Annotated in this window: 11 protein-coding genes; 10 read left to right on the top strand and 1 reads right to left on the bottom strand. The window is 64.8% G+C overall.

All coding sequences use genetic code 11. The features are described 5' to 3' along the window. Positions 1-127: 127 nt before the first annotated feature. Together I6F38_RS17365 and I6F38_RS17360 are read left to right on the top strand one after the other, a co-directional pair. The gene (locus I6F38_RS17365; protein ID WP_225161199.1) at positions 128-1504 is read left to right on the top strand and encodes a sensor histidine kinase; all 1377 of its coding nucleotides are present in this window, start codon (positions 128-130) and stop codon (positions 1502-1504) included. A 543-nt stretch (positions 1505-2047) separates the two neighbouring features. Beyond that, positions 2048-3442 (top strand): hypothetical protein, encoded by a 1395-nt coding sequence (locus tag I6F38_RS17360; RefSeq protein ID WP_225161198.1) that lies wholly within the window; start codon positions 2048-2050, stop codon positions 3440-3442. A gap of 203 nt (positions 3443-3645) precedes the next feature. On the opposite strand, the gene I6F38_RS17355 is transcribed toward I6F38_RS17360, so the two are convergent. Next, on the bottom strand, positions 3646-3969 hold the full coding sequence (locus I6F38_RS17355) for a DUF1127 domain-containing protein (protein ID WP_028345270.1): 324 nt from the start codon (positions 3967-3969) through the stop codon (positions 3646-3648). A gap of 155 nt (positions 3970-4124) precedes the next feature. On the opposite strand from I6F38_RS17355, the gene I6F38_RS17350 reads away from it, so the two are divergent. The 8 genes from I6F38_RS17350 (at position 4125) to I6F38_RS17315 (ending at position 13057) form a co-directional block, all read left to right on the top strand. Then, positions 4125-5705 (top strand): winged helix-turn-helix domain-containing protein, encoded by a 1581-nt coding sequence (locus I6F38_RS17350; RefSeq protein ID WP_225161197.1) that lies wholly within the window; start codon positions 4125-4127, stop codon positions 5703-5705. Between the two features lie 224 nt (positions 5706-5929). Then, a complete protein-coding gene (locus tag I6F38_RS17345) occupies positions 5930-6130 on the top strand; it encodes a DUF6494 family protein (RefSeq protein WP_225161196.1) in 201 nt (66 codons plus the stop codon). Between the two features lie 58 nt (positions 6131-6188). Further along, complete coding sequence (locus I6F38_RS17340) at positions 6189-6557, top strand: VOC family protein (RefSeq protein WP_225161195.1); 369 nt, start codon at positions 6189-6191, stop codon at positions 6555-6557. Between the two features lie 542 nt (positions 6558-7099). Continuing rightward, a complete protein-coding gene (gene ccmI / locus I6F38_RS17335; RefSeq protein WP_225161194.1) occupies positions 7100-8257 on the top strand; it encodes a c-type cytochrome biogenesis protein CcmI in 1158 nt (385 codons plus the stop codon). A 59-nt stretch (positions 8258-8316) separates the two neighbouring features. After that, positions 8317-8814 (top strand): cytochrome c maturation protein CcmE, encoded by a 498-nt coding sequence (ccmE, locus tag I6F38_RS17330; protein ID WP_168858113.1) that lies wholly within the window; start codon positions 8317-8319, stop codon positions 8812-8814. Continuing rightward, positions 8811-10793 (top strand): heme lyase CcmF/NrfE family subunit, encoded by a 1983-nt coding sequence (locus I6F38_RS17325; protein WP_225161193.1) that lies wholly within the window; start codon positions 8811-8813, stop codon positions 10791-10793. The genes ccmE and I6F38_RS17325 overlap by 4 nt, the downstream gene beginning before the upstream one ends. Continuing rightward, positions 10793-11299: a cytochrome c-type biogenesis protein gene (locus I6F38_RS17320; protein ID WP_225161246.1), complete on the top strand. Its 507-nt coding sequence runs from the start codon at positions 10793-10795 to the stop codon at positions 11297-11299. The genes I6F38_RS17325 and I6F38_RS17320 overlap by 1 nt, the downstream gene beginning before the upstream one ends. 171 nt (positions 11300-11470) lie before the next feature. Then, a complete protein-coding gene (locus tag I6F38_RS17315) occupies positions 11471-13057 on the top strand; it encodes a Do family serine endopeptidase (RefSeq protein WP_057020253.1) in 1587 nt (528 codons plus the stop codon). Positions 13058-13146: the final 89 nt, after the last annotated feature.

The raw sequence follows: 13146 nt of genomic DNA, 5'->3' as shown, positions 1-13146 counted from the left end.
ATCATGCTCTTAAGGTGCTTGATCGCGATGCGGGCATTGGCATGATCCGCGCCAGGAGGACTGGATTCGCCATGTCTGAACTCGCCTTGTCGCGGCCCGCTGACCTGATGTTCGAGCTCGTGCCCTGATGGGCGGCAGCTCACTCGCGACACGCCTGTTCGTCTCGGCGACCGCCTGGGTGGTGGTGATCCTGGCGATCACGGGCGTCATCCTGTCGTCGGTCTATCGCGACGCCACCGAGCGCGCCTTCGACCGCCGGCTCAATCTCTATCTGCGCACCCTGATCGCCGAGGTGGCGACGCCGGACGAGCCGGCGGACCGCCAGTTTCAGTCGCTCGGCGAGCCGCTGTTCGACCTGCCATTGTCGGGCTGGTACTGGCAGATCACCCGGACCGATACCGAGAAGGGCGAGACCCGCGCCTCGCGCTCGCTGTGGGACAAGAAGCTACCCAAGCTCGAGGAGCACGGCGCCGAGCTGACCGCTGCCGGGGTCCGGCTCGGCTATGTCGACGGGCCCGAAGGCCAGAGCCTGCGCGTGGTGGAGCGGCCGGTCGATCTCGGCGCCGACGGCAAGTTCCTGGTCAGCGTCGCCGGCGATGCCACCGAGATATTCGATGAGACGCGCAGCTTCGACTATTATCTCGGCGGCACCTTCGCCGCGCTCGGCATCGTGCTGCTGCTGACCACGATCTTCCAGGTGCGCTACGGCCTTGCGCCGCTCAAGCGCATTTCGGATGCGATCGCCGATATCCGCTCCGGCCGCGCCGAGCGGCTGGAGGGCCGGTTTCCGGTCGAGATCGCACCGCTGGCGCGCGAGACCAATGCGCTGATCGATGCCAACCGGGAGATCGTCGAGCGCTCGCGCACCCATGTCGGCAATCTCGCCCATGCGATCAAGACGCCGCTTTCGGTGATCGTGAACGAGGCGGCCGCCCATACCGCCGATCCTTTCGCCAGCAAGGTGCTGGAGCAGGCGGATCTGATGAGGGACCAGGTCGCGCACCATCTGGAGCGGGCGCGGATCGCCGCCCGTGCCACCATCGTCAGCACCATCACCGACGTCGCACCTGTGATCGAGGCGCTGCGCCGGACCATGGAGAAGATCCATCGCGATCGCGACCTCTCGATCGAGGCGAAGGCCGATCCGGCGGCACGGTTTCGCGGCGAGCGGCAGGATCTGGAGGAGATGGTCGGCAATCTCGTCGACAACGCCTGCAAATGGGCGGCTTCGCAGGTGTTCGTCGAGGTGACCGTGGTCCCGCCCGAGGCCTCGGGCGCCGGGCCGAGGCTGCGCATTGTGGTCGACGACGACGGGCGCGGCCTGTCGGAAGCCGAGCGTGCCCAGGTGTCGCGGCGCGGCCAGCGGCTCGACGAGTCAAAACCAGGCTCCGGTCTCGGCCTGTCGATCGTGACCGATCTCGCCGGCCTCTACGGCGGCAATCTCACCCTGAACAACGCGCCGATCGGCGGCCTGCGCGCCGAGCTCGTGTTGCCGGCGGTGTAGGATGTGATGACTTTACCCCGAATCGAGCAGCGGACTCCGTTCACCTCGCCCCGCGTGCGGTAGGGCAATCGCATATGGCCGTTTGAGGCGATCGGAGTTCCCACAAACTCGTCATGCCCGGGCTTGTCCCGGGCATCCACGTCTTCGTTTCCACGCGAAGAAAAGACGTGGATGGCCGGGACAAGCCCGGCCATGACGGCGCGGAAGAATCGGTTCATTCCATATGCGATTGCCCTGCCGCGTGCGGGGAGAGGTCGGAACGCATCGTTAGATGCGTTCCGGGTGAGGGGGAGTCTCCGCAAACGCGGCTATTGCCGGATACGCGGAGGCGGCCCCTCACCCCAACCCTCTCCCCGTAAGAACGGGGCGAGGGAGCGCAGCGCCGCCGCGGTCGCCATCCGACCTAAACCCATCTCGCTCCAGTCTGCCTTGGGAGGCTCGACGCCGCTATTATTCCTAAACGGCTTCTTAACGGGCCAGCCGCTATCATGGCGGGCGGACGGGCTGCGGCGCTTGCCGGGCACCAAGCTTTCACGACCGGGCATGAGCCAGAAATCGACCGAGCGGCTGAGGGATTATCTCGCACAGCTTCCGCCGCAATCGCAGGCGCTGCTGATGCGGGAGCTGGAGCGCGCCGTCGAACGCGGCGATGACGTCGCCGTCGCCAATCTGGTCCTCGAGCAGCTGCGCAAGATCGTGCGCGGGGCCGAGGAGGACGAGCAGATCCAGCCGCGCAGCGACGACCCGGCCCGGCTCCTGTTCCGGCCGCTCGAGCCGTTCCTCGTCGAGACCAATTTCCCGACCCGAGCGGGCCAGATCCGGCGCGCCTCGCTGCTGCCGATCTGGCAATGGCTGGCACGCGAGGGCGCGCCCGAGGCGGCCCGCGCGTTCGAGGCCGCGCTCGCCGCGGCGACGGAGAGCGGTCCGATGGAGACTGCCGCGCGCAAGTTCCAGCTTGCGGCCGCGGACGCCATCCTCAAGATCGCGGCGCCGAGTCAAGACGACCGCCAGCGCGTGCTGTCGCGCGTCGGCCCGCCAAACGTTGTCGAGGACCTGCTGCCGATCGGCCTCGTGCTGCAGGCCCGCGAAGCGCTGGAAACCCTGGGAAGCCGGCTGCCGAGCCAGATCCGGGTATTTGCCGACTCCCAGATCGCGTCCGCGACGGAGGCGCTCAAGCTGCCGTCGCTGCAGACGCCGCAGCTTTTGCCCTTCGCGCTGTCACTGATTGCGCAGCGGCTCGCCGCGCCATGGCAGATCGTCCGTCTTGCCATCAAGATGGCGGCCTCGGACGATGAGCTCCGCGTCGCGGCAACGCCGTATGGCATCGTGGTCACCATCGCGCTGCATGATTTGTCGTTCGTCGCGGCCTGCCTGCGCACCGACATCAGGCGCGGGCATTTCGATTATGTCGGCGAGCAGCTCAAGACCCTGCATGACGGCGTCCGCGGCCTGCGCACCGAGCTTGATCTGCGCAACGATTCCACCTGGGGCCGCCAGCTCACCTCGGTCCGCGCCGATACTTCGAACGCGCTGCAATCGGAGATCGACAGCGTACCCGGCCGGGTCCGCCGCATCCTGCGCCAGCGCGCCGACAAGGACATTACGGCCGGCGCCAAGATCGATGCGACCGAGGTCGAGGACGCCGCCGCGCTGATCGATTTCGTCGCGGTGTGCCGCACCTATGCCAGCGAGCTCGCCATCAACGAGGTGACGCTGCGGACCTTCTCGGACCTGCAACATTATGTCGAGCAGTCGACCGAAGGGCTGGTGCAGTCGCTGCGCGGCGGCGACGCCCGGGTCCGGGCCTTCCGCCAGCAGCAGGTCAAGGCCGCGATCCGCTTCTGCGAGGTGCTGTTCGGCCACGACTATGCCTCGCTGATGAACCGTGCGGCCGAAAACGCCGTCACCGGCGAGCGGAAGTCGTCGCGGGCGGGGTAGCGATAGCCTACGGTTCGAACCCTGTTCGAGCGCTCCAAAATCCCACTTACCAGGGCGTGTACCTGTAAATCCGTCCGCTGTACCAACGTCCGCATTGCCAACGGTAAGCTGACAAAACAGGCGCGCTTGGTCATGTCGGCTAAGGGGCCAGAAGCAGCCATAACGGCTTGCGTAGCAGACCGCGATGGTTTCCGCGCATTGCACTAGCGAGGTTTGACGCGTGTTTCTGAGAGGTGCTTGTCCCAATGTGGGTGGATTTGGCCGTCCACTGTTGGCAGGTATTGGACCCATTCGGCTCGTATGCCTCGCGGGTCGATATCTCTGTTCGACACGACGTAGTCAATCTCGCCTCGCGTCGTGCCAATATCCATCAGCTCGCGGTCCGTCAGGCGGCATAATTCCGTTTGCAGCCTCCGGCGTTTGCGCCACTCCTGAAATGCCTTCCAATATGCTTCGAGCGGACTATAGACCGGCCGGTCGGCAGTTGCTCTGTGCTGCAACTTGGTGATCTCTTGGACTGTGCTCATTGCCGTGTGTCCTGTCTACTTTTCGGAGGACGAACATGCTGTACGACGAGCCACCGCGCCTGACATCCGGCTTACATTTTCCTTACCAGCGGCTTATTCTTTGCGTTCGAGGGCGTTAAAGCCTGAAAATCGAACGCCCTTTAAGGGATCGCCAGATGCGCTATTTCTTCGAGGAGTACGCATTCGATACTGACCGTCGCGAGCTACATCGCGGGACCATCCCTGTTCCCATCACGCCGCAGGTCTTCGATCTACTAGACCATTTGATCCGGCACAGGGAGCGCGTCGTCAGCAAGGACGATCTCATCAGCGCAGTTTGGAACGGACGCATAGTCTCAGATGCCGCGTTGACGACCCGCTTGAATGCCGCTCGCGCCGCAATCGGTGACGATGGTGACAAGCAGCGCCTAATCAAAACGTTGCCGCGCAAAGGCTTTCGCTTCGTTGGCGTAGTGCACGAAGGGCAGACGCCCGAAACTGCGGCGGCTAGTTCGGCGGCGCAGAACGACGGCACGGCACAAATGTCGCTTTCATCGCCTCACCTCTCCATCGTTGTGTTGCCCTTCGCCAACCTCAACGGCGACCCAGAGCACGACTATTTCGTCGATGGTGTAACGGAAAGCCTCACTACGGACTTGTCGCGGATCAGCGGCTCATTGGTGATCGGGCGACACACCGCATTCACCTACAAGGGCAAAGCAGTTGACCTCAAGCAAATCGGTCGCGAGTTGAACATCCGGTATGTGCTAGAAGGCTCCGTGCAGCGTCACGAAAGCCGACTTCGCGTCAACGTGCAGCTGGTAGACGCTGAAACCAGCGCGCACTTATGGGCGGACCGCTTTGACAAACCCGTCGCCGATCTGTTCGATATGCAGGACGAGATCATATCTAGGCTAGCTAACTCCTTAGACGCGCAGCTCGTCGCAGCCGAGGCCGTGAGAGCACAACGTTCGGCGCATCCCAATTCAATGGAGTTGTACTTCCAGGGCAGAGCTAAGCTCAATATGGGGTTGACTTGCGAATATATCTTGCAGGCGCGCCAGTTTTTCGAGCGTGCCCTGACGCTTGATCCCGGCAATATCGAAGCGTGTCTGGGCTTAGCGCATGTTGATGGCATTGTTGGTGCCGGCTACATGACCGACAATCGGATAAAGTACCTTACCGTAGCAGAAGTGGCCGTTATGCATGTCCTGACCCTCGCGCCGAACCACGCCTTGGCTCACTTACATTTGGGAACAGCGAAAATTTTCACGAACCGCGTGTCCGAGGGCATTGACGAACTACAACACGCTTTGGCGTTGGACCGAAATCTGGCCCATGCGCACGGGTTAATCGGTCAAGCCAAGATTTTCCTCGGTCGCGGCGGGGACACTGAGGCGCATGTCTTAGAGGCACTCCGCCTGTCTCCCCGCGACATTCATGCCTTCATGTGGATGCAGTATGTCGGTTTCGCTAAGTTGCAACTTAGTGCCGATAGGGAAGCCGTCTGTTGGCTCCGCAGGAGCATCGACGCCAACCGAAATTATCCGTTTGCGCATCTTGGGCTCGCCGCTGCCCTAGCACTGCTTGGAGCACTCGATGACGCGCGGGCCGCGGCGCAAGCAGGGCTCGCGCTTCAACCTAATTTCAGCATCCGCCGCTTCCGCGCCAGCCCGTCGAGCGATAATCCAGCTTATCTCGCCAAACGTGAGCGCATTTATGAAGGCATGCGATTGGCAGGAGTACCGGAGGGGTAATGTCGCAGATGGGTCACAAGCAGCGGTCGAGGACCGCGCTCAGCCGTGTCCGGTCCACCTCAGCGCGCCGACATTGCAGCGTCAGGTGTAGTCTTCAGATCCGGGCCGAGGTTGGTAGGCGATCCAGGTAAGGAGGAAGTCGGCGGCGACGCGAGCGCGGCCTCGATGTTTGGGGTTTGCTCACCTCGTGTTAGACTTTGGCTACCCGATCAGGGAGAACAGCCATGACCGCCGAGTTCGATGAAGACCGCTTCAATATGGCTGTCCGTAAATTTCTGAAGCATGTCGGAGTTACATCGCAGCGTGAAATCGAGAACCTGGTGCGTAGCGGGGCGGTGAAAGGTGGCGAGCTCAAACTGCGAATGACCCTGTCCGCTGAGGGGACGCCGCTGAAACATGTTGTCGAGGAAACAGTCGCACTCTGACCGCGAGAGAAGTCTTACCTACAAACGACGCAGGAAATAGTGCAGGAGAGTTGTTTCCATGATCGAGGGGATCAGCGCGGTCACGCTTGGCACCCACGAAATGCCACGGGCTGTCCGATTTTACCGCGCCTTGGGATTTGAGGTCCTGCATGGCGGCGAACAGTCGTCATTCACCAGCTTTCGGGCTGGTGCGAGTTATCTCAACCTCATCGCCCAGCCTGCCGATCGGTGCTGGTCCTGGTGGGGACGCATCATCTTTTATGTTGGCGATGTTGACAAACTCTACGACCGTTCGCTTGCAGCCGGATACCAGCCGGCTACTGTCCCCCGCGACGCCGAATGGGGTGAGCGCTACTTCCACCTGATTGATCCCGATGGCCACGAACTCAGTTTCGCCCGGCCTCTGCTCCCAGTTTCCGTCGAATAGCAGCTCGAAGCGACCTACCATCCCGCGCGGCAGCCGGCCTGGGTGCTCAAATGCCACGCTGCATAACAATGATCCTCGGTGACGGCGTGACGCTTTCATCCGCCGCCCGTCGCCGCGTCGCGCTAATGCGAACATCCCTGGATGTCGCAGAAGGGTCGCAGGACGATATTGCCGGGGTCGGGTCGCGTGTCCACTTTGCCCCCGAAAGCGGACGGCAAATTGACGACCGCGCCGGGGTCGGGGGACAGCATTGCACAATTTCGGAATAATGGAAGTGTGCCGCTGATTTGCCCGACATGTCAAGTCGTCAATCGAGCGCCGGCGGAAGCCTGCACCTTTGCATGGGGTTGTTTTCGACATTTTGGTCGTGTGCACCTTCGCCCGGAGACGCCGGCGCAATACCGCCGGAACGGCACCGGAAACCGGCTGATTTCGACCTTCGGTCGATCCAGCAATTGTCAATTGCCGGGCTCGCCGCCGGTAGTGTAAAGCGATTCTAAGGCGGCTTGCCGGAAGCCGCCGTTCCATCCGGGAACCGCTTGATGACGCTGTGGTTTGTGTTCGCGCTGATGACGGTCGCGGCGATCTTTGCCGTGCTGTGGCCGCTCAGCCGCCGCGGGCGCGCGGATACCGGCGGCAGCGAGGTCGTGGTCTATCGCGACCAGCTCGCCGAAATCGACCGCGACATGGCCGCCGGGATCATCGGCGCCGCGGAGGCCGATGCCGCGCGGATCGAGATCAGCCGCCGGCTGCTGGCCGCCGCCGATCAGGGCGGACGTGAGACCCCGGTGCAGGGCAGCCTCAATCTGCGGCGTACTGCCGCGATCGTCGGCCTGGTCGGATTGCCGGTGATTGCCTCGAGCTTCTATCTCGCGCTCGGCTCGCCGCGCCTCGGTGACTTTCCGCTCGCCGAGCGCGGCCGGGTGGCCGACGCCAACCAGCCACTCGCCAATCTGGTCGCGCAGGTCGAGGCGCATCTCGAAAAGAACCCGACCGACGGCCGCGGCTGGACGGTGCTGGCGCCGGTGCTGTCGCGCCTCGGCCGCTACGATGACGCCGTCCGCGCCTATCGCAACGCCATCACCTATGCCGGCGACAGCGCCGATCGCCGCGCCGATCTCGGCGAGGCGCTGATGGGGACTGCCGGCGGCGTCGTCACCGCGGACGCCAAGGCGGAGTTCGAGCGTGCGGTCGCGCTGAATGGCGACGATGCCAAGGCGAACTATTTCCTCGGCCTCGCCGCCGAGCAGGACGGCCGCAAGGCCGATGCCGCGGCGCTCTGGCAGAAGATGCTGGCGAAGGCGCCGGCGGACGCGCCGTGGCGGCCGCTGGTGCAGGCCGCCTTGGTACGCGTCGGCGGCAGCGTGCCCGGCGGCGCTAGCTCGCCCGGCGGCGTCAGCGCACCCGGTGGCGTGAGCGCACCGGCGCTGCCGGACAGTGCGGTGGCCGCGGCTAGGGACATGAGCGAGGCCGATCGCGGCAGCATGATCAAAGGCATGGTCGATCGGCTGGCGACGCGGCTGAAGACCAATGGCGACGACGTCGAGGGCTGGCTGCGGCTGGTCCGCGCCTATCTCGTGATGGGCGAGCGTGACAAGGCGATGAGCGCGCTCGCGGATGCCCGTCAGGCGGTCGCCAACGATGCGGACCGGTTGCGTCAGCTCAATGAGGGGCTGAAGAATCTCGGGCTGGATGGATAACGCATGACGCCGAAAAGTGCGCAGCGGTTTTCGGAGGATGTCATGCGCAAGGATGGAACATGACCAGGAAGCAACGGCGTTTGACACTGATCGGCTGCGCGCTCGTCGTGCTCGCGATCGCCGCGGGCCTGGTGCTGAACGCGCTGCGCGATTCCATCGTGTTCTTCTCGACGCCGTCGATGGTCGCCGAAAAGCATCTCGGTCCGGGCAAACGTTTCCGCCTCGGCGGCCTGGTGGAGCAGGGCTCGCTCAAGCGCGGCGACAATCTCGCCGTGACCTTCACCGTTGGTGACGGCGGCGCGACGCTGCCGGTCGCCTACAAGGGCATCCTGCCGGATCTGTTCCGCGAGGGGCAGGGCGTCGTCGCCGAAGGCGCGCTCGACGCTGACGGCGTGTTCCGCGCCGACACCGTGCTCGCCAAGCATGACGAGACCTACATGCCGAAGGACGTCGCCGACGCCCTGAAGAAGCAGGGGCACTGGAAGGACGATTACGGTGCCAAATCAAGCAATACGCCGAGCGCCTCCGCGGCGCCGACCCAGGGAGCCGTGCGGTGATTGCCGAAAGTGGACATTACGCCCTGGTGCTCGCGCTCGGGCTGGCGTTGATCCAGTCCATCGTGCCGATCGTCGGCGCGCGCTGGCGCGATGCGGCGCTGATGAACGTCGCGCGCTCGACCGCGCTCGCCCAATTGCTGTTCGTCGCGGCGTCGTTCGCGGCGCTGGTGACGTTGCACGTCACCTCGGATTTCTCGGTCGCCAATGTCTACGAGAATTCGCACTCGCTGAAGCCGCTGCTCTACAAGATCACCGGCGTCTGGGGAAACCATGAAGGATCGATGCTGCTGTGGGTGTCGATCCTGGCGCTGTTCGGCGGCCTCGTCGCGGCCTTCGGCAACAATCTGCCGCTGTCGCTGCGTGCGCATGTGCTGGCGGTGCAGGCCTGGGTCGCCAGCGCGTTCTATCTTTTCATCCTGATCACCTCGAACCCGTTCCTGCGCATCGCCAATCCGCCGCTGGACGGACGTGACCTCAATCCGGTGCTGCAGGATATCGGCCTCGCGGTGCATCCGCCGATGCTCTATCTCGGCTATGTCGGCTTCTCGATCTCGTTCTCGTTCGCGGTGGCGGCGCTGCTCGAGGGGCGGATCGACGCCGCCTGGGCGCGCTGGGTGCGGCCGTGGACGCTGATGGCGTGGATCTTCCTGACGCTCGGCATCGCGATGGGCTCCTACTGGGCCTATTACGAGCTCGGCTGGGGTGGCTGGTGGTTCTGGGATCCGGTCGAGAACGCCTCGCTGATGCCGTGGCTTGCCGGCACCGCGCTGCTGCATTCGGCGCTGGTGATGGAGAAGCGCAACGCGCTGAAGGTCTGGACCGTCCTGCTGTCGATCCTGACCTTCTCGCTATCGCTGCTCGGCACCTTCCTGGTGCGCTCCGGCGTGCTGACGTCGGTCCACGCCTTCGCGACCGATCCGACACGCGGCGTCTTCATCCTGCTGATCCTGTTTGTCTTCATCGGCGGCAGCCTGTCGCTGTATGCCTGGCGCGCGCCGGCGCTGAAGCAGGGCGGGCTGTTCGCGCCGATCTCGCGCGAGGGCGCGCTGGTGCTCAACAATCTGCTGCTCACCACCGCCTGCGCGACCGTGTTCATCGGCACGCTGTATCCGCTGGCGCTCGAGGTCCTCACCGGCGAAAAGATTTCGGTCGGCGCGCCGTTCTTCAATTTCACCTTCGCGCCGCTGTTCGTGCCGCTGTTGCTCGCGGTGCCGTTCGGGCCGCTGCTGGCCTGGAAGCGCGGCGATCTGCTCGGCGCGGCGCAGCGGCTGATGGTGGCCGGCATTGTCGCGCTGGTTGCGATGGCGCTGGTGTTTGCATGGACCTATGGCGGTGCGACCTTGGCGCCGCTCGCGATTGCGCTTGCGGTGTTCGTGATCATGGGCGCGCTGTGCGATCTCGCCGAGCGCATCGCGCTGTTCCGGATTCCGTTGTCGCTCTCGCTGCGCCGGGCGCGCGGCTTGCCGCGTGCGACCTGGGGGACCGCCTTCGCGCATGCCGGTCTCGGCGTCGCCCTGATCGGGATCGTCTGCGAGACCACCTGGAACAGCGAATATATCGGCGCGATGAAGCCGGACGACGTCGCCCGCGTCGCCGGCTACCAGCTGCGGCTCGACGGCCTGAACCCGCGGCAGGGTCCGAACTTCCGCGAGATGGTCGCGCAATTCACCGTGACGCGTGACGGCGAGAAGGTCAGCGTGATGACGCCGTCGAAGCGCAACTTCACGACGCGGGGCGCCTCGACGACCGAGGCCGCGCTGATGACGCGCGGCGCCAGCCAGCTTTACATCTCGCTCGGCGATACCTCGGCCGACGGCGCGATCGCGGTACGCATCTATCACAAGCCGCTGGTGCTGATGATCTGGTGGGGCCCGGTGCTGATGGCGTTCGGTGGTCTGCTGTCGCTGTCCGACCGCCGCTTGCGGGTCGGCGCGCCGAAGCCGGCGAAAGCGGCGCGTGCATTGCAGGCGGCCGAATGATGCGGTCGCGCACGCTTGCAGCCGCCGTGCTTGCCGCGGTCCTGATGCTCGGTGCGACGCCTGCCCGGGCGGTGCTGCCCGACGAGATCATGGCGGATCCGGCCAAGGAGGCGAGGGCGCGCGAGCTCTCCAAGGAGCTGCGCTGCATGGTCTGCCAGAACCAGTCGATCGACGATTCGGAGGCACCGCTGGCGCGCGATCTCCGTCTCTTGGTGCGTGAACGCATCTCGGCCGGCGACAGCGACGCCCAGGTGATCGATTTCCTGGTGGCCCGCTACGGCGAATTCGTGCTGCTGAAGCCCCGCCTCAACGAGCACACGCTGCTGCTGTGGCTGACCCCGCCGCTGGCGCTGCTGCTGGGCGGCTTGGCGCTCTGGCGGCTCGGCCGGCGCAAGGCAAATCCGGCCGCCGGCGGGGGCGATTCCGCCCCTGGACTGACGTCCGACGAGCAGGCGCGGCTGGAACGCCTGCTGGCGGCGGAATCCGCGCCGGACAAGCCACTTTAGTTCCCTTTTAAGTCCTTTATTTACCTGCGCTATTCTGCCGCAGCGGCGGCTGCCTCGATTACAAAAGTTTAATTCCGCATCCAGCGCGCCGTAAGGCTGATGACGCCATGTTCAGGCCCATCAGGTGCTCGCCCCCGGCACCAATGATTCTGGCCCTGGAGATTTCAAGACATGACCGACCGTCCCGACCTCTCGACCCTTCCGTCCTACAAGGCGCCGAAGCGCTCGCTGTTCTCTGCCCGCAAACTCGCGCTGATGGCGTCGGTCGTGGCCGGCCTCGGTGCCGCCACCTATGGCTTCAGCCCCTCGCACAACCCCGCCGACCTGTTCACGACGCCCGCGCATGCGCAGGTCAATAACGAGGTCAAGAAGGTTCAGCAGCCGGTCGGGTTTGCCGACATCGTCGAACGCGTGAAGCCGTCGGTGATCTCGGTCAAGGTCAACATTCGCGAGAAGGTCGCGAAGGATGACAGCAACAACAATGACGATTCGCCGTTCCAGCCGGGTTCGCCGATGGAGCGCTTCTTCCGCCGCTTCGGCGGTCCGGATGGCTTGCCCCCGGGCCTGCGCGGTGGACCGCGTGGTGGTGGCGTGGTGACGGGCCAGGGCTCCGGCTTCTTCATCTCGGCTGACGGCTTTGCCGTGACCAACAATCACGTCGTCGACGGCGCCGACAAGGTCGAAGTCACCACCGACGACGGCAAGACCTATTCCGCCAAGGTGATCGGCACCGATCCGCGCACCGACCTCGCGCTGATCAAGGTCGAGGGCGGCTCCAACTTCCAGTTTGCCAAGCTTTCCGAAACCAAGCCGCGCATCGGCGACTGGGTGCTGGCGGTCGGCAATCCGTTCGGCCTCGGCGGCACCGTGACCGCGGGCATCGTCTCGGCCTCCGGCCGCGACATCGGCAATGGCCCGTATGACGATTTCATCCAGATCGACGCGCCCGTGAACAAGGGCAATTCGGGTGGCCCGGCGTTCGACGTGTCCGGTGAGGTGATGGGCGTCAACACGGCGATCTACTCGCCGTCCGGCGGCAGCGTCGGCATCGCGTTCTCGATCCCGGCCCAGACCGTCAAGAGCGTCGTCGCCCAGCTGAAGGACAAGGGCGCGGTCAGCCGTGGCTGGATCGGCGTCCAGATCCAGCCGGTGACCTCCGACATCGCCGACAGCCTCGGCATGAAGAAGGCCGAAGGCGCGCTGGTTGCCGAACCGCAGGCCAACGGCCCCGCGGCCAAGGCCGGCATCGAGTCCGGTGACGTCATCACCGCCGTCAACGGCGAGCCGGTGAAGGATGCGCGCGAGCTCGCCCGCACCATCGGTGGCCTCGCGCCCGGCAACGCCGTGAAGCTGAACGTGCTGCACAAGGGTCAGGACAAGACCGTCAACCTCACGCTCGGCCAGCTGCCGAACAACCTGGAAGCCAAGGCGGACACCGACAAGAGCGACAAGGGCAACTCGTCCCGCGGCACCGACGTGCCGAAGCTCGGCCTCACCGTCGCGCCCGCCAACAGCGTGGCCGGCGCCGGCAAGGATGGCGTGGTCGTGACCGAAGTCGATCCCAAGAGTGCTGCCGCTGAGCGGGGCTTCAAGGAAGGCGACGTGATCCTCGAGGTCGCCGGCAAGTCCGTCGGCACCGCCGGTGAAGTGCGTGATGCGATCACCGCGGCGCGCAATGACAGCAAGAACAGCGTTCTCATGCGCGTGAAGAGCGGCGGTTCGTCGCGCTTTGTGGCAGTGCCGCTGGCGAAGGGATAACTATCTATGAGTTGGAAGGCGTCGTCGGCATCAGTCGCCCCCGCCGACGGCGCTTTCCGGGGGGCGGGCCCCTTGCTCGCTCCCTACGT

The organism is Bradyrhizobium sp. BRP56, assembly GCF_020194035.1.
GTDB lineage: Bacteria > Pseudomonadota > Alphaproteobacteria > Rhizobiales > Xanthobacteraceae > Bradyrhizobium > Bradyrhizobium australafricanum.
The sequence above is the reverse complement of the archived record's forward strand: the minus strand, read 5'-3'. Positions and strand labels throughout refer to the sequence as shown.